Source organism: Enterobacter cloacae complex sp. 385G4 (assembly GCF_057320665.1).
On the sequence record NZ_JBXWDD010000001.1, the window covers coordinates 679,959 to 699,081 of the forward strand.

Sequence of the window (19,123 nt, forward strand, 5' to 3'; positions counted from 1 at the left end):
CCGCACTGCCTCACGCCAATATATCCCTCCGTTTTAAAAGCGCATAAAAGCATGCACTTATGTCATTTTTATTTCTAAGATGAATCTGAGACACAACCGGGGAAATATTTGCCATTCTGTTTATGAATTAAATTTTTTGCGAGCCGTACCATTAAACAGACAACGACACGGAGGCAGCATGTTTACTTATTACCCGGCTAATACCACAGCAGCACAACCTGAACTCGTTAACGCGATTGCGCAGGGTCTTCACGCCGAGCACGGTGCTGTGACTGAAGATGACATTTTAATGGAACTGACCAAGTGGGTGGAATCCACGGATAATGACATCCTCAGTGACATCTACCAGCAGACCATTAACTACGTCGTCAGCGGGCAAAACGCACCTTTGTAAAAACCTGCTAAGCTGGATCTGCAACCTAAGGGGTTACATTTCGTTTGCGAAAGCAAACTGGTCCTTAAAACTATCAACAGGATTGAGGAGTTAACATGAAATCGAACCGTCAGGCACGCCACATTCTGGGACTGAACTACAAGCTTTCAAATCAGCGCAAAGTGGTGATTGAAGGCGACCACGAAACGCAAGTCACTCACGCCACCGGCAGAAAACGCCACGCGGGCAAGTAAGTTCCAGACTGAGATCCAGAACACCATCGGCAAAACCGATGGTGTTTTTGTTTATGTGTTGCGGTAATTAATATTTAGCTCCTTTATAATACCGCCCGACCGCACCCCGTAGCACAGGCCAGAAAGATGACAAACAGCAGTGTCAGGGACGGATCTTCAAAAAAAGAGTGAGTGACATGGACAACAAACTGAAAAAACATCGTTCCTTATATATCCCTTATGCCGGCCCGGTTTTACTCGAATTCCCCCTGCTCAACAAAGGCAGCGCCTTCAGCATGGAAGAGCGCAGCAGCTTTAACCTGCTTGGCCTGCTGCCGGAAGTGGTTGAAACCATTGAAGAGCAGGCAGAGCGCGCGTGGATCCAGTATCAGGGCTTCAAAACCGAGATCGACAAACACATCTACCTGCGCAACATCCAGGACACCAACGAAACCCTCTTCTATCGCCTGGTGCAAAACCATCTCGAAGAGATGATGCCGGTGATCTACACCCCAACGGTGGGTGCGGCGTGCGAACGCTTCTCTGAGATCTACCGTCGCTCACGCGGCGTCTTTATCTCTTATCAGAACCGTCACAACATGGACGACATTCTGCAGAACGTGCCGAACCACAATATTAAAGTGATTGTGGTGACGGACGGGGAACGTATTCTCGGCCTCGGCGACCAGGGCATTGGCGGGATGGGGATCCCAATCGGTAAACTCTCTCTCTACACCGCCTGCGGCGGCATCAGCCCGGCGTACACCCTGCCGGTGGTACTGGATGTCGGCACCAACAACCAGCAACTGTTGAACGATCCGCTGTACATGGGCTGGCGTCATCCGCGTATTACCGACGACGAGTACTATCAGTTTGTCGACGATTTCATTCAGGCCGTGAAGCACCGCTGGCCGGACGTTCTGCTGCAGTTTGAAGACTTTGCGCAGAAAAACGCGATGCCGCTGCTGAACCGCTATCGCGATGAGATCTGCTCCTTTAACGACGACATCCAGGGCACCGCAGCGGTGACCGTGGGCACGCTTATCGCCGCCAGCCGCGCAGCCGGCAGCCAGCTGAGCTACCAGAAAATCGTCTTCCTGGGCGCAGGCTCTGCGGGCTGCGGCATCGCCGAGCAGATTATCGCCCAGACGCAGCGCGAAGGCTTAAGCGAAGAGCTGGCCCGCTCCCGCGTCTTTATGGTGGACCGTTTCGGCCTGCTGACCGACGGCATGCCGAACCTGCTGCCGTTCCAGACCAAGCTGGTGCAGAAGCGCGAGAACCTGAAGAACTGGGACACCGACAACGAAGTGCTCTCCCTGCTGGACGTGGTGCGCAACGTGAAGCCGGATATTCTGATCGGCGTTTCCGGGCAAACCGGTCTCTTCACCGAAGAGATTATTCGCGAGATGCACAAGCACTGCGAGCGCCCTATCGTGATGCCGCTTTCTAACCCGACCTCCCGCGTGGAAGCGACGCCGCAGGACATCATCGCCTGGACCGAAGGTAACGCGCTGGTTGCCACCGGCAGCCCGTTCGATCCGGTGGTATGGAAGGATAAAACCTATCCGATCGCCCAGTGCAACAACTCCTATATCTTCCCGGGCATTGGTCTGGGCGTGATCGCCTCCGGCGCGTCCCGCATTACCGATGAGATGCTGATGTCAGCGAGCGAAACCCTTGCGGGCTATTCGCCGCTGGTCAACAACGGCGAAGGGCTGGTGCTGCCGGAACTGAAGGACATTCACAAGGTGTCGCGCGCTATCGCGTTTGCGGTGGGTAAAATGGCGCAGCAGCAGGGCGTGGCGGTGAAAACCTCTGCCGACGCGCTGCAGCAGGCTATTGATGATAACTTCTGGATGCCTGAATACCGCAGCTATCGCCGTACCTCGATTTAATTGGCTCCGACCCTTCCCTCTCCTCAAAAGGGAGAGGGAACGTGAACACCCTCCTCCCTTTATTTTCTTTGCCGCTTCTACAGTATTCCCCTGACCATTATTTAAAAAATCAATATTTCGACAACAATTCATATCTCATTGAAATATAAATATTTTGCATAACATTTTTTGCCTATTAAACAGTTTCTTTTAAAGGTTTAGTAACGTTCCGTATCACTAAATTCATTAATTGAAAAAGGAGTTTTGAAATGGCAATTCCGGCTTACCTTTGGCTTAAAGATGACGGCGGCGCAGATATCAAAGGCGCTGTTGATGTACAAGATCGCGAGGGAAGTATCGAGATATTAGGGTTCGGTCATGGACTGTATCTGCCAACAGATAACATGACAGGAAAAATAACGGGTACGCGCGTTCATAGTGCGCTGGTATTTGAAAAGGAGTTTGACAGTTCTAGCCCTTACTTATACAAGGCCGTGGCAAAAGGCCAAACGCTGAAAAGTGCCGAGTTTAAGTGGTACAAGATCGACGACGCGGGTCAGGAAGTCGAATACTTCAACATGTACCTGGAGAACGTAAAAGTTGTCTCAATATGCCCCTTGATGCATGACGTAAAAAACTCGGCAATGGAAAAACATAATCATCTAGAAAATGTTTCCCTGCGTTATGAGAAAATCACGTGGCAACATTGCGACGGTAATATCATCTTTGCAGACTCATGGAATGACCGTTCATGAATCTCCTGCAATGCTATTTCCACCTCAACGGCGGTAAGTACGCAACACTGTCTGTGCCCGGAGTGGGCTTTTTCCCAGCATTTTCGGGGAATGGCAATGCAACAAATCGTCCCGAAAGCGCGTCTCTACCCGACATAGGCCCTCTCCCTCCGGGCCGATATTACATACTATTACGTGGATTAGGTGGTTGGTATACTCAAACAAAGGACAGTGTAAATGCATTTTTCACGGGTTCCAATCGGAGCGAGTGGTTTGCTTTATATCGCGATGACGGATTGATAAATGATGAGACTTTTGTGAACGGTATAAGGCGAGGAGAATTCAGATTGCACCCTATCGGACCATCTGGATTAAGTAAGGGATGTATCACGCTTTACAGTCAGAGCGATTTTAAGGTTCTGGCATCAGCCTTTCTACGAACGGGAGGGCTGCAACTGGGAAACTATATGATTGCTCATGGCGTTGTGCAGGTTTATTAATGAAGGTGATACTACTGGCACTGCTATGGTGTACGGCAGTGTTTCTTTCGTTACTCACACTATATAAAGTTATTCCACCGGAAGCGCAGTACTCTATTGCGGAGCATTTTAAAATATATGGCGACGAATTGATCATGGATTTCGTTCTGTACCTTTTTTTAGGTGTTTCCGCATTCAGTGCGTCAGTTCTCACACTAGCCCTGTATGTTCTTATACGGAAAAAATAATTCTGGGCAGCACTGCTGCCCCTCTGTTTGGTATATGCAGGAAAACGTTGTATAGTGATAGTCACCTACAAACTCATAACATATAAGGAGGCCAATTATGCTGTATCGTGAAATTTTCAATGTTTCACATACATTTGGTGATCGCACCAGCTCAAGCGTTATCGGTATCGTGCTGCGATAACTTCTGCTTGAGCGAAGACACCAACCCCTGAAATCCCTTCTCTCGGGCTTACTGAGTTATCGTCAGCGATGTTTGACGAGGCATAAACATGCCTGTAACTCTTGGGTAAGCAACAATGAGCACTTTACTCACTGCACAATCTTTACGCGTTGATACGGCGTTTGGCACGCTCTTCGACTCACTCTCCTTTACGCTGAAAAAAGGCGACCGCATCGGCCTGCTGGGCGACAACGGCTGCGGCAAAAGTACGCTTTTAAAGGTGCTGGACGGAACAGATATCCCAGCCGCCGGAGCGGTAGCGCTGGCCGGGCACTGCCTGATGGCGCGCGTGGAGCAACATCTCCCGGACGCCATTTTCCCGCTGACCATGCTGGATGCCGTACTCGCGCAACTGCCTTTAGCTGAGCACGACAGCCTGCGCTGGAAAGCCGAAACGCTGCTGGCGAGCATGGGCTTCACGCCGCAGGATATGACGCTGCAATCCGCCACCCTGAGCGGCGGACAGCACACCCGCCTGCTGCTGGCGCGGGCGTTGATTCACGAGCCGGATCTGCTCCTGCTGGATGAACCCAGCAACCACCTGGATCTGCCGACCATGCTCTGGCTGGAACACTTTTTACAGAACTGGTCAGGCAGCTTCGTGCTGGTTTCGCACGACAGACAGCTGCTGGATGCCGTCACAAACGGCAGCTGGATCCTGCGTGATAAGACGCTGCACTACTTTGCCCTTCCCTGTACGGCCGCCCGTAAAGCGCTTGCAGCAAAAGACGAAAGCGATGCGCAGCGCCACAAGGCGGAGCAAAAGGAGATCGACCGCGTGACCGCCAGCGCCAAACGTCTGGCGACCTGGGGTAAGGTTTACGACAACGAAGACCTGGCCCGCAAAGCCAAGCAGATGGAAAAACAGGTCGAACGGCTGAAGGAGAACCAGACGGAAGTGACGGCAGGCAGCCAGTGGACGTTAACCCTGCGCGGCGACGCGCTGCGGGCGGACCGTCTGCTGGAGATGGAAAACCTCAGCGTCCCGCCTGCGCCCGGGCTACCGCCGCTGTTTAACATCGAAACGGCGCGGCTGAAAAGCGGCGATCGCGTGGCAATTGTCGGTCGTAACGGCTGCGGTAAATCGTCGCTGATGAAGCTTATCTGGCGACATTTTGTGGATGAACCGACGGACAGCGGGCTGAAAATCCATCCGCGCGTCTCGCCGGGCTACTACGACCAGACGCTGCATCAGCTGCCTGATGACGCCACGCTGCTCGACGCGCTGGAACCTTTCGCTCCCGACCCGCAAAACAGGAAGATGGCGCTCATCAGCGCCGGGTTCCCGTGGGCGAGACACGGGCAAAAAGTCAGCACGCTCAGCGGCGGCGAGCGCTCTCGCCTGCTGTTCGTCGGGCTGACGCTTGCCCGCTACAGCCTGCTGATGCTGGATGAGCCCACCAACCATCTCGACATGGAAGGCAAAGAGGCGCTAGCGGAAACGCTGCAACAGTTCGAAGGCGGCGTGCTGCTGGTCAGCCACGATCGCCAGTTAATTAGCCAAAGCTGTAACCGTTTCTGGCTGATTGAGGACGGCTGGCTGAGCGAGTGGCACGATGCTGAAGCCGTGTTTGAGCGGCTGCGTGAAAGCGCGGGGCTGGGGACATCAGCCGCGCCCGTCGTCACCGCTGGGGAAGTTCAACCCTCGCCGTACGACGATCTGCTGGAGCGGCTGATCGCGCTGGAAACGCTGCTGGAAGACGATCTGGCGCGTAAGCCGAAACATCAGAAGCCGCAGCTGCAGGCGCAATGGCGCAGAGAAATTGAGGAGATTGAAGCCCAGCTGTAAATCTGCGCCCGGCGAGCACCTCGCCGGGCCAGCATTTTCCCCCTTAATTATTAGAGGATCGCCGTATTCTTAATCTGAAATCGAATCAAATGATGACATTATGTTGCCGCAGCCTTGCATTACCAGGCTAATGTATTAATCCTTAAGGGGTACTACACCTGCTATGCAGATTCTTATCATGAACAAGGAGATACACATGAAGGCTGCTGTTGTTACTCAGGATCATCAGGTCAATGTCACTGAAAAAACCTTACGCCCGCTTCAGCACGGAGAAGCCCTGCTGAAAATGGAGTGCTGTGGTGTATGCCATACCGACCTCCACGTGAAGAACGGTGATTTTGGCGATAAAACCGGGGTAATCCTGGGCCATGAAGGTATTGGTATCGTGAAAGAAGTCGGCCCTGGCGTGACGTCGCTGAAAGTCGGCGACCGTGCAAGCGTGGCCTGGTTCTTTGAAGGATGCGGTCACTGCGAATACTGTAATACCGGTAACGAAACCCTGTGCCGTGACGTGAAAAACGCCGGTTACTCCGTTGACGGCGGCATGGCGGAAGAGTGCATCGTCACCGCGGATTACGCGGTAAAAGTGCCGGATGGTCTGGATTCGGCGGCGGCCAGCAGCATCACCTGCGCCGGTGTCACCACCTACAAAGCGGTGAAAATCTCCGGTATAAAACCGGGCCAGTGGATCGCGATTTACGGTCTGGGCGGGCTGGGCAACCTCGCGCTGCAGTACGCCAAAAACGTGTTTAATGCCAAAGTCATCGCTCTGGACGTTAACGATGAACAGCTGAAGCTGGCCGCGAGCATGGGTGCGGATTTAACCATCAACTCACGCAGCGAAGATGCCGCTAAGATTGTGCAGGAAAAAACCGGCGGCGCGCATGCCGCAGTCGTCACCGCCGTCGCAAAAGCGGCCTTCAACTCGGCGGTAGATGCCGTGCGTGCCGGTGGCCGCGTGGTCGCCGTTGGCCTGCCGCCGGAAGCGATGAGCCTGGACATTCCGCGTCTGGTGCTGGACGGTATACAGGTGGTGGGTTCGCTGGTTGGCACCCGTCAGGATCTGCAGGAAGCCTTCCAGTTTGCGGCCGAGGGCAAAGTGGTGCCGAAAGTGACGATGCGTCCTATCGAGGACATCAACGCCATCTTTAAAGAGATGGAACAGGGCCAGATCCGTGGCCGTATGGTGATCGACTTACGCTCGTAAACACCTTTTGCCGGGTAGTGGCTACGCCTTACCCGGCTCATTGCTACGACGAACGACGAACTGAAATCCACTCCTGAACCTCAATCTGGAAGGTGTCCGGCGCTTTTCGGTACATTTTACGCGCCAGGTCGAGAATAGTATGACGCGCGAGCTCCTCTTCCATCCGCTGCTGCGCGCTGTCCATGACTGAACGTACTCCGCACGGGCCGTCGCAGACCCAGGCAGGCGGTGCTTCATCAAACACGGCCAGCCGCTGGCGCACTTCACGACATTCGAACATGTTTTTCTCGCCGTCAATGGCATGCGCCACATCCAGCACGCTGATCAGCTCCGCCGGACGCGCCAGCTTAAAGCCCCCGCCCTTGCCTTCCGTACTGATGACCAGCCCGGCACGTGACAGGCGTGTGAAGATTTTGCCGAGGTAGTCATACGGCACGCCCTGCAAGGCAGCCATCTCCCGGACGCTCATCTCACGCTCGTTGCCCTTCGCATCCACCATACACATCAGGCTGTGAATGCCGTATTCCACACCGGAACTGTAAAACGCCATGGTTAACTCCGAATTAGTGTTCGGAGCATTATAACGATTTTTAACTCAGAAAGAAGTTGTCGGAGTTAACTCCGACAAGTATAGTGGCAGTTATGTCAGGCATGAAGCCTGGCGGGAGAAAGGATCGAATATGAAAAAGCAGATTTTAATCGTAGGCAGTGGTTTTGCGGGTATGTGGGCAGCCGTGAGCGCGGCACGCCTCTCTGAGCAGCAGGGTAATAACAGTCTGGAAATTGCGGTTCTGGCCCCCTTACCCGAACTCCGCGTTCGGCCACGCTTCTATGAGGAGAAGGTTTCAACGCTGGTCGCCCCGTTGACTGACCTGTTTGCCGAGCTTGATATCACATTCATCGCCGGACACGCGAAACAAATTGATACCACGGCAAAAACCGTTTTATACCGGATGTCCAATGGCGCGCATGCTACGGCTTCCTACGATAGGCTGATCCTCGCTACGGGCAGCCAGACCAAACGCCCACCGATTGCCGGCCTGGCTGACTACGCCTTTGACATCGACCAGCTGGAATCCGCACAGGTATTTGAGCGTCACCTTGATTCACTGGCGTTACGTCCCTCCACGCTCGAGCGCAACACCGTGGTAGTCTGCGGAGGCGGCTTTACCGGCATCGAGCTGGCAACGGAGCTACCTGCCCGACTCCGTGCCCGTTTTGGCGACAATACAGAGATTAAAATAGTCGTAGTTGAGAGAGGGCCAGTTATTGGCGGCCGTTATAGCGACGCATTGCGTAAAACAATTGCAGAGGCGAGTGAGGCGCTGGGCGTCGAATGGCGGCTGAAGAGTGAAGTTGAAGCCATTGATGCTCACGGCGTAACGCTGAAAAACGGTGAACGTATTGCTGCTGCGACCGTCGTCTGGACCGCAGGCGTCGAGGCAAATCCCCTCAGCCTGCAGATAGACGGTGAACGCGATAGCCAGGGCCGCCTGGTTGTGACAGAGACGTTGCAGGTTCCCGCACATCCTGACGTCTATGCCACCGGCGATATGGCTCACGCCAAAACAGACGATGCGGGCAACACGGCGCTGATGACCTGCCAGCACGCGATCCAGCTAGGGAAATTTGCCGGTCATAACGCTGCCGCCAGCCTGCTGAACGTTACTCCTTACCCTTATCGTCAGGTGAACTATGTTACCTGCCTGGATTTAGGCGCGTGGGGTGCGGTTTATACCGAGGGCTGGGATCAGGCCGTCAAATCCGTCCGCGACGAGGCGAAGAAGATCAAAATCGCCATCACGAATGAGCTGATCTATCCGCCATTAGCAGACAAAACGGTCGCGTTTGCCGCCGCGGACCCGCTGGCGAAATTCGTTTAGGCCCCCGCCATCGCCCCGCCATCGCCCCGCCATCGCCCCGCTAACGGGGCGTTTTTATTTTCAGTTTCCGGCAATCCTTATCTTAATTCCTTTGTTCCCTTGTTTTCCCCCGCGCCCGATGATGAATCCGACGCTAACAAGAAGATAACAAAGGAATTCACCATGCAAACCCCATTTCGTCTGCCGCTGCTGACGGCGCTGATTCTGACGACAACCGCAGCCTGGTCCGCCGATGCGCCGGTCAAAGGCGGCACGCTGATTTATCTGGAACAACAGGCGCACACCAACCTCTATCCGCCTGCCGGCGGCTTCTACCCGAACGGCGGCATTCTGAACCAGATCACCGACAAACTGACGTGGCAAAACCCAAAGACGCTGCAGGTCGAACCGTGGGTGGCCGAAAGCTGGACCACCAACGCTGATAAAACCGAATACACCTTCAAAATTCGCCCGGGGATCACTTTCTCCGACGGCACGCCGCTGGATGCCAACGCCGTAGCAAAAAACTTTGACACCTACGGTTTGGGCAACAAGGCGCAGCGCCTGCCGGTGTCAGAAGTGATCAATAACTACGATCGCAGCGAAGTGGTCGACCCGCTGACCGTGAAGTTTTACTTCAAAAAACCGTCGCCGGGGTTCCTGCAGGGCACCGCCACGATTGGGTCGGGTCTGGTCTCGCTCAGCACGCTGAAGCGCAACTTTGAAGAGCTGGGGGATGCCCGGCATATCATTGGCTCCGGCCCGTTTGTGGTGAAGGACGAGAAGCTCGGCCGCGAAGTGACGCTCGAAGCCCGCAAAGACTACCAGTGGGGACCCAAAAATCTGGCGCAACAGGGTCCAGCCAATCTGGACGGCATCAAGTTTATCGTCACCCAGGAGGACAGCGTGCGCGTCGGCGCCCTGCTGGCCGGTCAGGCCGACTTTATTCGCCAGGTGCAGGCGTATGACGAAAAGCAGGCGACAGACCAGGGCTATAAAATCTACGCCGCCCCAACGCGCGGGGTGAACGACAGTATCAGCTTCCGCCCGGATAACCCGCTGGTCTCCGATATTCGCGTGCGCCAGGCGCTGCTGCATGCCACGAATGCAAAGCAGGTGGTCGAGACCCTCTTCTCGGCCAACTATCCGCAGGCGAAGTCGGTGATTGCCGATTCCGCCGCAGGCTTTGTCGATCTCAGCGACAAATTGACCTTTGACCCGGCAAAAGCCAACCAGCTGCTGGACGAGGCGGGCTGGAAAGCGGGCAGCGACGGGATCCGCGCCAAAGACGGCCAGCGGCTGGCGCTGACGGTATATGAATCTCTGCCGCAGCCGCAAAACAAAGAGGTGCTGCAGCTGGTTGCTCAGCAGTGGCGTCAGGTGGGCGTAGTGCTGAGCGTGAAAGCCGGTGACGCAGGCAGCCGCACGCTGGATAACCTTGATCCGCTGAAGACCCCGTTAACCGTCTCCGAAGTGGGTCGCGCCGATCCTGACGTGGTGAAAAGCATGTTCTACCCCGCTAACCGCGACGCGCTGCTGCAAAAAGGCGGCTCCAGCGACAAGGTCAAAAGCTTCCGCGACGACAAGCTGAATGCGCTGCTGGTAAATATCTCCTCAGAGGTCGATCCGCAAAAACGCCTGCAGCTGACCGGCGATGCCCAGCGCTACCTGCTGGATAACGCTTACGTCATTCCGATTTTCGAGGAGCCGCAGGTCTTTGCCGGTGCGCCGTGGCTAAAAGGCGTCAATTTTGAAGCGGTCGGCCGCCCGTCGTTCTACGGCGCGTGGATTGAGAAACACTGAGGAGCTGACGATGCGCCACGCACTTCTTCAACGTCTTGGGCACGGGCTGCTGGTGCTGTGGGCCGCCTTTACCCTCTCGTTCGTGTTGCTCCAGGTACTGCCTGGCGACGCGGTGCTGATTAAATTTCAGAACCCGGACCTGGGCCTAAGCCCGGCGCAAATCGAGGAGATGCGCGTGGCCTACGGCGCGGACAGCCCGCTGTGGCAGCAATACGGCCACACGCTGCTGGCGATGCTGCGCGGAGATTTCGGCTATTCATTACAGGCAGGGGTGCCGGTCAGCGAGCTGATTGCCAGCAATCTGCCGGATACCCTGAGCCTCGCCCTGCCCGCCTTTTTACTCGCGGTCCTGTTGGCGTTTGCGCTGGCCTTTGCGTCGCGTCTGCCGGGTCTGCGCTGGCTGAGTAATACCCTCCAGTCTCTGCCGGTTCTGTTTATCTCCTTACCCACGTTCTGGCTGGGGATTGCCCTCATTCAGCTTTTTTCTTTTCAGTTGCGGCTGATCCCGGTGATTAATCCGACGCCGCTGCAGGGGCTGATCCTGCCGATCGTGACCGTCGCGATCCCGATCTCCGCCCCGCTGGCACAAATTCTGATGCGCAGCCTGGACCAGGTGGCGACGCAGCCGTTTGTCGCCGTCGCCCGCGCCAAAGGGCTGAGTGAAACCGCCGTCCTGTGGCGTCACGTCACCGGCAATGCGCTGCTGCCGGTACTCAATATTGCCGGGCTGCTGCTGGGCGAACTGATTGCCGGAGCGCTGATCACCGAAACCGTATTTGGCCGCAGCGGGCTCGGGCAGCTGACCCAGCAGGCGGTGAACAACCAGGACATCGCCGTGCTTCAGGCGGTGGTGATGATTTCCGCTCTCGGCTTTGTCCTGATCAATCTGCTGGTGGACCTGCTGATGCCGCTGCTGGATCCCCGTCTGCAAACCGTTACCGGAGGTGCATCATGAGCCTGGTCGATTACGCTGCCGCCGCGCGAAAACGCGTTCCGGGCTGGCAGGGCGTCGCGTGGCAGCCGGGACTGTGGCTGGCGTGGGCGGTGATTATTCTCGCGGTTTTTGCTGCCGTAGCCCCCGGCCTGTTAACCCACTACAGCCCGATTGAGGGCATCGCCGGAGCACAACGTCTGGCACCGCAGGCGGGCCACTGGCTCGGCACCGATCAGCTTGGCCGCGATGTTTACACCCGCATTGTGTATGGTGCGTCCCACTCCCTGAGCGCAGCGCTCGCTGCCGTCACGATGGGGCTGGTGGTGGGCACCGGTCTGGGGGTGATCGCCGGCGCGTTCGCTGGACGCGTCGAATCTTTCCTGATGCGTTTTGTCGACGTGCTGTTGTCCATTCCGTCTCTGCTGCTCTCGCTGACGGTCATTATTCTGCTCGGGTTTGGCACCGTTAACGCCGCCATTGCCGTCGGCGTGGCCTCCATCGCCAGCTTCGCCCGCCTCGCGCGCGGTGAAGTGGTGCGCATCCGCCATACGGATTATGTCGAGGCGGCGTTTGGCAGCGGCGGGACGTTCCTGGCGGTCCTGTGGCGACACATCCTGCCCAACGCCTTAACCGCCGTCCTCGCCTTTGCCACGCTGCAGTTTGGTCAGGCCATTCTGGCCCTCTCCACGCTGAGCTTTCTCGGCTACGGCACCCCGCCGCCTGTTCCGGAATGGGGCTTATTGATTGCCGAAGGCCGTAACTATCTCTCTACCGCCTGGTGGTTAACTACCTTCCCCGGCGTGGTCGTCATCGCCGTCGTGCTTGCCACCAACCGTATCAGCCAGCAGTTCAGCGGAGGCCTGAAATGACCGTACTCTCGGTAGAAAACCTGACCATCAGCTACCGTACCGCGCGCCAGTGGCGCGAGGTGGTGCATAACGTCAGCTTCACCCTCCGGCGGGGGGAAATGCTGGCCTTTGTCGGCGAATCCGGCTCAGGCAAAACCACCACGGCACAGGCGATTATCGGTCTGCTGGCGGATAACGCCCGACGCGATGCCGGGAAAATCGTGCTCAACGGCGAGGAGATTAGCCGGTGGTCAGCGAAGCGTCTCGATACCCTTCGCGGCGCGCGAATCAGCCTGGTTCCGCAGGATCCGGGTAATTCACTCAACCCGGTGAAGACGATCGGCGTACAGGTCGGGGAAATTATTCAGCAGCACCAAAAGGTAACGGCACTCCAGCGCGACGAGCAGGTGCTCGCCCTGCTGAAAAAGGTCGGCCTGAGCCATCCCGAACAGCGCATGAAGCAGTATCCGCATCAGCTCTCCGGCGGGATGAAACAGCGCGTGCTGATTGCCATCGCCATCGCCCTGCGCCCGGACGTGATCGTTGCCGATGAGCCCACCAGCGCGCTGGACGTGACGGTGCAAAAACGCATTCTCGATCTGCTGGATATCCTGCGCCGGGAATCGGGTACTGCGGTTCTGTTTGTCACTCACGATCTGGCGCTGGCTGCCCAGCGCGCGGACAGGCTGCTGGTGTTTCGCAACGGTGAGGTTCAGGAGCACGGCGACACCGCCGACATTGTCCGCACGCCGCAGCACGCCTATACCCGCCAGCTGTTGAGCGATCTCCAGGGCCAGCGCCTGACCATTGCCCCGGTAGCTGGCCTTCCGCTGGCGTCCCCGGCCATTCGCGCCCGCGCCATCAGCAAACGGTTCTCGCTGGGCAAAGGTCATCACCTTCAGGCGCTGGATCGGGTGACGTTTGACGTCAGGCGCGGCAGCACGCATGCGCTGGTCGGTGAATCCGGCTCCGGGAAAACCACCCTCGCCCGTATTTTGCTGGGTTTTGAACAGGCGGACAGCGGACAGGTCATTATTGATGATATTGATGCCACCGACCTCAGCCGCGAGGCCCGTCGTCAGCTGCGCCAGAAGATCCAGTTTGTCTACCAGAACCCGTTCGCCTCTCTCGATCCGCGTCAAACTCTGTTTGACATCATCGAAGAGCCGCTGAAGAACTTTGCTCGCTTCAGCAAGGCGGAGCGCAAGCTCCGGGTGGAGACCGTGGCGCAGCGGGTTGCCCTGCCCGTCGAACTCCTGACCCGCACCGCAAGGGAGCTCTCAGGCGGGCAGCGCCAGCGCGTAGCCATCGCCCGGGCGCTGATTCTGGAGCCGACTATTCTGGTGCTGGACGAAGCCACCTCCGCGCTGGACGTCACCGTACAAGCGCAGATTCTGGCACTGCTTCAGCAGTTACAGCAGCAGCTGGGATTGACCTACCTGTTCATCACGCACGATCTCTCTACCGTTCGCCGGATCGCCCACAGCGTCACGGTGCTGCGCAGCGGTCAGGTGGTCGAACACGGTGACGTCGAGACCTTATTCACGTCGCCGCAGAACGACTATACCCGCGAGCTGATTGCCGCCATTCCCCATTTTTCACCCGCTACGGAGGAGTTCGCATGACGCGAAAACGCCTGGGATTTTTCACCCGCCTGCTTGACGACGCCACGCCGAAGGAGCGCTATCGTCTGGCAACCGAACAGATCCGCCACGCCGAACGCCACGGTTTTGACAGCGCCTGGATTGCCCAGCACCACTTCCACGAAAGTGAAGGCGGCCTGCCGTCGCCGCTGCTGTTTCTGGCCCACGTTGCGGCGCATACCGAAACCATCCGCCTGGGCACGGCCATCATTACCCTGCCGATGGAAAACCCGCTGCGCGTGGCGGAAGATGCGGCGGTGCTGGATTTACTCGCCGATGGTCGTCTCGAAGTCGGTTTTGGTTCGGGCGGCACGCCGACCTCTTTCCTGCCGTTCGGACTGACGTTTGAACAGCGCGGCGCGGCCTTTGCTGACCATTTGCATATGATCCAGAGCGCCTGGCGCGGGGATTCGCTCACCCATCCGGATAACCACCTTTATCCGCCAGCGCCACAGCTGGCTGAACGGATCTGGATTGCCACCTTTTCCGTCGACGGTGCCGTTCGCGCCGCGCGGGCCGGACACGGTTTGATGCTCTCCCGCACGCAGCCGCGCCCGGCAGACCAGTTTGATTTGACGCTCGACGCGATCCAGAACCCGATTGTGGATGCCTACCTTGAGGCTCTGCCTGCGGGCATTGCACCGCGCATTCTGGCCTCCCGTACGGCGTTCGTCGCCGACAGCGATGACTACGCGCTGAAGGTCGCCACGCCGGGTCTCACCAGGCAGGCCCAGCAGCATCGCGCTGCCGGACACGCGGTTAAAGGTGACACTGTCACAGATTTTCGTCGCCAGTTCGACGCCCATATCGGCTCGCCAGAGACGGTGCTGCATTCGCTGCAGGCTGATTCCGTTCTCCGGCGCGCCACGGACATCTCATTCCAGGTCCATTCGGTTGAGCCCACCCATCGCGACACGCTGCGCTCCATCGAACTGATCGCCGAACGGATTGCCCCCCACATCCTTTGAGGAGACACCTATGTCATTAAGTCACGACATTCTCGCCGAGCTGGCGGAAATTAAACCCGGTTCCCCTCTGGCAGAGGCGCGCGCCACGCGGGACGCCGCCACGCGCCACGCACAGGGCAGCTACGAAATCTTATTTACCCAGCAGGATAGCGATTTTGCGCTGGACGAGCGGTTCGCCGTCGCGGCAAAAGTCGCCAGGTGGCACAACGCGGAGGCGCTGGCCGCGCACTATGCGGGGTTTGGCCTGGCCGACCCTACATCCGAACGCCTGACCCCGGCGCTGCACTTCGCGCGCCTGCTGACGTTCTCTCCCGTCGAAGCCACGCCGTCCGCGTTGACGGCGCTGACCCGGGCGGGCTGGAGCAAGGAAGGCATTGTTACCCTGGCGCAGCTTATCGCGTTTGTCAGCTTTCAGAGCCGACTCGTCGCCGGGCTGCGGCTGCTAAATGACAAGCCGGTGGTGGCAAGCGATGCGCCGGTGGCGGCAGGCATCTGGCATACAACCGCAACCACGGTCTCCGGGAAGACGGCTCCCGTCGCGTTCACCCAGCAGGAGCTGGGCTGGGAGCCGTGGATCGACGCCAAACCGCTGGCGGACTTCCGTGATGACGAGGTTGCCGTTCTGGCGAAATTTGGCCATACCGATTCCGACTACTTCCGCCTGCTGGGGCGCAACCTGCCGGTGCTTGAACAGCGCACGCTAACGGATAAAGGAATTTTTTATACGCCGGGGGGATTGCCGCGCGCCGAGCGCGAGCTGGCCGCAACGGTAGCCAGTAAAATTAACGGCTGCATCTACTGCGCCTCTGTCCATGCGCGCAAAGCCAGCCAGCTGTCAAAGGATGACGCGGCGGTAGAGGCCCTGCTGGCCGTACGTCCGGGACGCTCCCTGAGCGAGGGGCAATCTGCGCGCTGGCAGGCGGAAATTAATTTTGCGGCAGCGCTGTCGGTTACCCCGCCTGCCGCCACGCCGCTGCACCTTGCCGCACTGGAAAAAGAGGGGCTTGATACCCTGGCGCAGCTTGACCTGGTGCAGTCCGCTGCGTTCTTCGCCTGGGCCAACCGCCTGATGCTGACGCTGGGTGAGCCCTGGCTTGCCTGAATGCAATCAGGCTAGCGCGCGAGCGTTAGCCTGAGCCTGTCTGGCCCGCAGGTAACCGTAGATCAACAGCGCGCTCATGGCCGAGAACGAGAGGAACGCCGCAGGCAGCGTGACGTAGCGCCAGCTAAAGCCGAGGGTAATCATCATCCCACCAAAGTACGCCCCGATCGCGCTGCCGAGATTAAACGCCATCTGCCCTCCGGCTGCCCCCAGCATCTCACCGCCCTTCGCATTTTGCAGAAGCAAAATTTGCAGCGGTGCAGAGAGCGCAAACAGCCCGGCACAGCAGATAAAGCCCATCACCAGCGAGGCCGTTTTCAGTTCGCCCAGGGCGAAAAGCAGCAGCAGCGAGGCGACAATCACCATATCGGTGATGGCCGCAATGCGCAGCGGGCTAAAGCGCCCCGAGATTTTGCCGCTCAGCAGATTGCCCAACACCATGCCAAGGCCCATCAGCATCATAATGGCCGTCATCATCCCTTCGGAAAAGCCAGAAACGTTGACCATAAACGGCTTAACGAAGCTGAACCACGCGAACACGCCAGCATTGCCAAACATGGTGGCGGCAAAAATCAGCCAGGGCTCCGGCTTCTTCAGGAACTGAAACTGCTCGGACAATTTGATTTCTGATTTGTCATGGATGTCCGGCACCCAGAGCAGCACCGAGAGGATCACCAGCGCATCGAACAGGGCTATCAGGAAAAAGGTATAACGCCAGCTGAACTGGTGCCCCAGCCAGGTGCCGAGCGGGACGCCCACCAGGTTGGCCACGGTCATCCCGGCGATCATCCCGGCCACCGCGACCGTCACCTTCCCGGGTGGCGCAATTTTAGAGAGGATAATCGCCCCGACGCCAAAAATGGCCCCGTGCGGAAAACCGGAGATCAAACGCCCCAGCGCCAGCCAGAAATACGACGTAGAAAACGTAAACAGGGCATTTCCGACTGCGCACATGGCAACCAGAAACAGCAGCGTCGTTTTTAACGAGAACTTGCCGGAGAACAGCGCCACAATCGGCGCGCCAATCACCACGCCGAAGGCATAAAACGAGATCATATTCCCGGCGGAGGGAATCGAAATACCGGTGTCATGCGCCAGCTCGGTTAACACGCCCATGATGCCAAATTCAGCCATGCCCAGGCCAAATGTGCCAAGCGCCAACGAAAATATTGTCTTTTTCATGCCTCAACCACCGGTTAATCATTCGCAACGGGCATTATTGAATAATCTTGTATGGTGAGCCAGTTCAAATCAGCTGGCTGACAGGTTAATCCATTAATTCAGGTGGATTACACTTCATAGTGCGGCCTCGCTTTTTCCCGCGCCGGACAACCTGAGGATGACAATCATGGGAAGCAAAAAGAAAACCCCTGTCGCTGTTGATGTTGTATCGAATGCACCGCTTAAGACCAAAGAGTATGAAAAAGAGCTCCGCCGCCTGCACGTTGAACTGGTTAAGCTCCAGCAGTGGGTCGTCGCCAAAGGGTTAAAAGTGTGTATTGTTTTTGAAGGACGCGATGGCGCCGGCAAAGGCGGTACCATTAAAGCGATCACCGAGCGCGTCAGCCCGCGCGTGTTTCGCGTGGTTGCGCTCCCTGCCCCGACGGAAAAAGAAAAAAGCCAGCTTTACTTCCAGCGCTATGTGCCGCATCTGCCTTCGGCGGGTGAAATCGTGATCTTCGATCGCAGCTGGTATAACCGCGCGGGCGTGGAACGGGTGATGGGGTTCTGCACGGAGGAACAGGCGGAGAAATTTTTAGACGGCGCGCCGGTTATGGAAAAAGCGATGGTCGATGCCGGAATTATCCTGCTGAAGTACTGGCTGGAGGTGACGCCGAAAGAGCAGGAGCGGCGCCTGCGCGACCGCATCAACGATGGGCGTAAGATCTGGAAGCTGTCGCCGATGGATATTAAATCCTTTAACCTCTGGGACGAATACACCCGCGCGCGCGACGCCATGTTTGAAGCCACCGATACAGCCTGGGCACCGTGGTTTGTCGCCCGTTCTGAAGATAAAAAACGCGTGCGTCTGAATATTATTTCGCATCTACTTTCGCAGATCCCGTATAAAGAAATTCACGTCGACAAGGTGGATTTACCGAAGCGCAAAATCGGCAAAGTTAAACCCACGAAATACCCGTTCCGGTATGTTGAGGAGCGGTTCTGATATAACCGGGAGGCAGCTCGCAGAATATAGATTACCAGGGGATACAGTATTGTTTTTTGTTGGCGGCGGTTGATAATGGCCGCACCAACAAAGGAGATAGTGATGAAACAAAATCGAAGCAAAGACTATGGCAGAAGGGAGAGCGTGCCGAGTGACGCCTCCCGAAAAGCCCAGACACCAGCGGCGCAAAGACGACAGCATCAGCAAGATAAAGAGTTCATAAGAGCCATGAATGATTTTACGGCTAAAGCGGGACTATTATCAGACGATCCTTTCTTTGGAGGGATTTAATGTGCTTTCAGTTTGACGTTTACCGTAACCCTTCAGAGAGAACACGGGACTACCAGCCTTATTTTATGATAATTCAACATGACTATTATGATGATTTATCAACAAGACTGATTATTCCATTAAGTTACCACAACTATTTACGTGGCCATGTCAACGCCGCGGCACCGTTAATAAATATTGATTTTCAGCGATATTTTCTTAATACCGCTGGCATAACACACGTGGAGAAAAAGAAACTACATAATAAAAATTTTGTATGCAACCTTCGCTGCGCGAGAAGTACTGTTATCGCAGCGATAGATGCGCTAGTGACGAATACATAACGTAGGCCCGCGCAAGCGCAGCGCC

The 19,123-nt window shown here is 56.8% G+C and carries 19 protein-coding genes; 17 read left to right on the plus strand and 2 right to left on the minus strand.

Going from position 1 to position 19,123, the window contains the following annotated elements; translation table 11 throughout:
* Nucleotides 1–178: 178 nt before the first annotated feature.
* The 7 genes from bdm to adhP all read left to right on the plus strand — a co-directional run bounded on the left by bdm (nucleotide 179) and on the right by adhP (nucleotide 7,157).
* Complete coding sequence (bdm, locus tag AC2FAJ_RS03400; RefSeq protein WP_023335793.1) at nucleotides 179–394, plus strand: biofilm-dependent modulation protein; 216 nt, start codon at nucleotides 179–181, stop codon at nucleotides 392–394.
* A gap of 95 nt (nucleotides 395–489) precedes the next feature.
* Nucleotides 490–627, plus strand: a complete 138-nt coding sequence (gene sra, locus AC2FAJ_RS03405; protein WP_008501714.1) for a stationary-phase-induced ribosome-associated protein — start codon at nucleotides 490–492, stop codon at nucleotides 625–627.
* Between the two features lie 176 nt (nucleotides 628–803).
* Nucleotides 804–2,501: an NAD-dependent malic enzyme gene (locus AC2FAJ_RS03410; protein WP_028013235.1), complete on the plus strand. Its 1,698-nt coding sequence runs from the start codon at nucleotides 804–806 to the stop codon at nucleotides 2,499–2,501.
* A gap of 248 nt (nucleotides 2,502–2,749) precedes the next feature.
* On the plus strand, nucleotides 2,750–3,235 hold the full coding sequence (locus AC2FAJ_RS03415) for an Hcp family type VI secretion system effector (protein WP_041909869.1): 486 nt from the start codon (nucleotides 2,750–2,752) through the stop codon (nucleotides 3,233–3,235).
* Nucleotides 3,232–3,714 carry a DUF2778 domain-containing protein gene (locus AC2FAJ_RS03420; protein WP_485453814.1) on the plus strand — a complete coding sequence of 161 codons (483 nt, stop codon included), beginning with the start codon at nucleotides 3,232–3,234 and terminating at the stop codon, nucleotides 3,712–3,714. Before AC2FAJ_RS03415 ends, AC2FAJ_RS03420 begins: the two co-directional genes overlap by 4 nt.
* A gap of 523 nt (nucleotides 3,715–4,237) precedes the next feature.
* Nucleotides 4,238–5,950: an ABC-F family ATP-binding cassette domain-containing protein gene (locus AC2FAJ_RS03425; RefSeq protein ID WP_047365088.1), complete on the plus strand. Its 1,713-nt coding sequence runs from the start codon at nucleotides 4,238–4,240 to the stop codon at nucleotides 5,948–5,950.
* A gap of 196 nt (nucleotides 5,951–6,146) precedes the next feature.
* Nucleotides 6,147–7,157: an alcohol dehydrogenase AdhP gene (gene adhP / locus AC2FAJ_RS03430; protein ID WP_485453815.1), complete on the plus strand. Its 1,011-nt coding sequence runs from the start codon at nucleotides 6,147–6,149 to the stop codon at nucleotides 7,155–7,157.
* A 43-nt stretch (nucleotides 7,158–7,200) separates the two neighbouring features.
* Here the strand turns inward: adhP and AC2FAJ_RS03435 are convergent, their stop codons facing one another.
* Complete coding sequence (locus AC2FAJ_RS03435; protein WP_028013240.1) at nucleotides 7,201–7,707, minus strand: RrF2 family transcriptional regulator; 507 nt, start codon at nucleotides 7,705–7,707, stop codon at nucleotides 7,201–7,203.
* A gap of 130 nt (nucleotides 7,708–7,837) precedes the next feature.
* Here AC2FAJ_RS03435 and AC2FAJ_RS03440 point away from each other — a divergent pair, with 130 nt between their 5' ends.
* The 7 genes from AC2FAJ_RS03440 to AC2FAJ_RS03470 all read left to right on the plus strand — a co-directional run bounded on the left by AC2FAJ_RS03440 (nucleotide 7,838) and on the right by AC2FAJ_RS03470 (nucleotide 16,317).
* The gene (locus tag AC2FAJ_RS03440; protein WP_485453816.1) at nucleotides 7,838–9,040 is read left to right on the plus strand and encodes an NAD(P)/FAD-dependent oxidoreductase; all 1,203 of its coding nucleotides are present in this window, start codon (nucleotides 7,838–7,840) and stop codon (nucleotides 9,038–9,040) included.
* Nucleotides 9,041–9,202: 162 nt separating this feature from the next.
* Nucleotides 9,203–10,822: a TIGR04028 family ABC transporter substrate-binding protein gene (locus tag AC2FAJ_RS03445; protein ID WP_252007713.1), complete on the plus strand. Its 1,620-nt coding sequence runs from the start codon at nucleotides 9,203–9,205 to the stop codon at nucleotides 10,820–10,822.
* Nucleotides 10,823–10,832: 10 nt separating this feature from the next.
* A complete protein-coding gene (locus tag AC2FAJ_RS03450) occupies nucleotides 10,833–11,777 on the plus strand; it encodes an ABC transporter permease (protein ID WP_047368609.1) in 945 nt (314 codons plus the stop codon).
* The gene (locus AC2FAJ_RS03455; protein ID WP_023344202.1) at nucleotides 11,774–12,625 is read left to right on the plus strand and encodes an ABC transporter permease; all 852 of its coding nucleotides are present in this window, start codon (nucleotides 11,774–11,776) and stop codon (nucleotides 12,623–12,625) included. Before AC2FAJ_RS03450 ends, AC2FAJ_RS03455 begins: the two co-directional genes overlap by 4 nt.
* Nucleotides 12,622–14,229, plus strand: a complete 1,608-nt coding sequence (locus AC2FAJ_RS03460; RefSeq protein ID WP_485453817.1) for a dipeptide ABC transporter ATP-binding protein — start codon at nucleotides 12,622–12,624, stop codon at nucleotides 14,227–14,229. The genes AC2FAJ_RS03455 and AC2FAJ_RS03460 overlap by 4 nt, the downstream gene beginning before the upstream one ends.
* Nucleotides 14,226–15,215, plus strand: coding sequence for a putative FMN-dependent luciferase-like monooxygenase (locus AC2FAJ_RS03465; protein WP_041909854.1), 990 nt, complete (start codon nucleotides 14,226–14,228; stop codon nucleotides 15,213–15,215). Before AC2FAJ_RS03460 ends, AC2FAJ_RS03465 begins: the two co-directional genes overlap by 4 nt.
* A gap of 10 nt (nucleotides 15,216–15,225) precedes the next feature.
* Nucleotides 15,226–16,317 carry an alkylhydroperoxidase domain protein gene (locus AC2FAJ_RS03470; RefSeq protein ID WP_188245600.1) on the plus strand — a complete coding sequence of 364 codons (1,092 nt, stop codon included), beginning with the start codon at nucleotides 15,226–15,228 and terminating at the stop codon, nucleotides 16,315–16,317.
* Nucleotides 16,318–16,323: 6 nt separating this feature from the next.
* Here the strand turns inward: AC2FAJ_RS03470 and araJ are convergent, their stop codons facing one another.
* The gene (gene araJ, locus AC2FAJ_RS03475; protein WP_485453818.1) at nucleotides 16,324–17,499 is read right to left on the minus strand and encodes an MFS transporter AraJ; all 1,176 of its coding nucleotides are present in this window, start codon (nucleotides 17,497–17,499) and stop codon (nucleotides 16,324–16,326) included.
* A 166-nt stretch (nucleotides 17,500–17,665) separates the two neighbouring features.
* Here araJ and ppk2 point away from each other — a divergent pair, with 166 nt between their 5' ends.
* From ppk2 to AC2FAJ_RS03490, 3 genes are all read left to right on the plus strand, one after another.
* Nucleotides 17,666–18,484, plus strand: coding sequence for a polyphosphate kinase 2 (ppk2, locus tag AC2FAJ_RS03480; RefSeq protein WP_023327546.1), 819 nt, complete (start codon nucleotides 17,666–17,668; stop codon nucleotides 18,482–18,484).
* A 102-nt stretch (nucleotides 18,485–18,586) separates the two neighbouring features.
* Entirely contained in the window at nucleotides 18,587–18,775 is a 189-nt protein-coding gene (locus AC2FAJ_RS03485) for a hypothetical protein (RefSeq protein WP_485453819.1), read from the plus strand.
* Complete coding sequence (locus AC2FAJ_RS03490) at nucleotides 18,775–19,098, plus strand: CcdB family protein (protein ID WP_072252039.1); 324 nt, start codon at nucleotides 18,775–18,777, stop codon at nucleotides 19,096–19,098. Before AC2FAJ_RS03485 ends, AC2FAJ_RS03490 begins: the two co-directional genes overlap by 1 nt.
* Nucleotides 19,099–19,123: the final 25 nt, after the last annotated feature.

What these genes read in the sequence shown, in the direction of transcription:
- AC2FAJ_RS03485 (WP_485453819.1), top strand. Translation starts at nt 18,587, where the DNA reads ATGAAACAAAATCGAAGCAAAGACTATGGCAGAAGGGAGAGCGTGCCG.
- AC2FAJ_RS03465 (WP_041909854.1), top strand. Translation starts at nt 14,226, where the DNA reads ATGACGCGAAAACGCCTGGGATTTTTCACCCGCCTGCTTGACGACGCC.
- AC2FAJ_RS03440 (WP_485453816.1), top strand. Translation starts at nt 7,838, where the DNA reads ATGAAAAAGCAGATTTTAATCGTAGGCAGTGGTTTTGCGGGTATGTGG.
- AC2FAJ_RS03435 (WP_028013240.1), bottom strand. Translation starts at nt 7,707, where the DNA reads ATGGCGTTTTACAGTTCCGGTGTGGAATACGGCATTCACAGCCTGATG.
- AC2FAJ_RS03445 (WP_252007713.1), top strand. Translation starts at nt 9,203, where the DNA reads ATGCAAACCCCATTTCGTCTGCCGCTGCTGACGGCGCTGATTCTGACG.
- araJ (WP_485453818.1), bottom strand. Translation starts at nt 17,499, where the DNA reads ATGAAAAAGACAATATTTTCGTTGGCGCTTGGCACATTTGGCCTGGGC.
- AC2FAJ_RS03490 (WP_072252039.1), top strand. Translation starts at nt 18,775, where the DNA reads ATGTGCTTTCAGTTTGACGTTTACCGTAACCCTTCAGAGAGAACACGG.
- adhP (WP_485453815.1), top strand. Translation starts at nt 6,147, where the DNA reads ATGAAGGCTGCTGTTGTTACTCAGGATCATCAGGTCAATGTCACTGAA.
- bdm (WP_023335793.1), top strand. Translation starts at nt 179, where the DNA reads ATGTTTACTTATTACCCGGCTAATACCACAGCAGCACAACCTGAACTC.
- AC2FAJ_RS03425 (WP_047365088.1), top strand. Translation starts at nt 4,238, where the DNA reads ATGAGCACTTTACTCACTGCACAATCTTTACGCGTTGATACGGCGTTT.
- AC2FAJ_RS03470 (WP_188245600.1), top strand. Translation starts at nt 15,226, where the DNA reads ATGTCATTAAGTCACGACATTCTCGCCGAGCTGGCGGAAATTAAACCC.
- sra (WP_008501714.1), top strand. Translation starts at nt 490, where the DNA reads ATGAAATCGAACCGTCAGGCACGCCACATTCTGGGACTGAACTACAAG.
- AC2FAJ_RS03420 (WP_485453814.1), top strand. Translation starts at nt 3,232, where the DNA reads ATGAATCTCCTGCAATGCTATTTCCACCTCAACGGCGGTAAGTACGCA.
- AC2FAJ_RS03455 (WP_023344202.1), top strand. Translation starts at nt 11,774, where the DNA reads ATGAGCCTGGTCGATTACGCTGCCGCCGCGCGAAAACGCGTTCCGGGC.
- AC2FAJ_RS03410 (WP_028013235.1), top strand. Translation starts at nt 804, where the DNA reads ATGGACAACAAACTGAAAAAACATCGTTCCTTATATATCCCTTATGCC.
- AC2FAJ_RS03415 (WP_041909869.1), top strand. Translation starts at nt 2,750, where the DNA reads ATGGCAATTCCGGCTTACCTTTGGCTTAAAGATGACGGCGGCGCAGAT.
- ppk2 (WP_023327546.1), top strand. Translation starts at nt 17,666, where the DNA reads ATGGGAAGCAAAAAGAAAACCCCTGTCGCTGTTGATGTTGTATCGAAT.
- AC2FAJ_RS03450 (WP_047368609.1), top strand. Translation starts at nt 10,833, where the DNA reads ATGCGCCACGCACTTCTTCAACGTCTTGGGCACGGGCTGCTGGTGCTG.
- AC2FAJ_RS03460 (WP_485453817.1), top strand. Translation starts at nt 12,622, where the DNA reads ATGACCGTACTCTCGGTAGAAAACCTGACCATCAGCTACCGTACCGCG.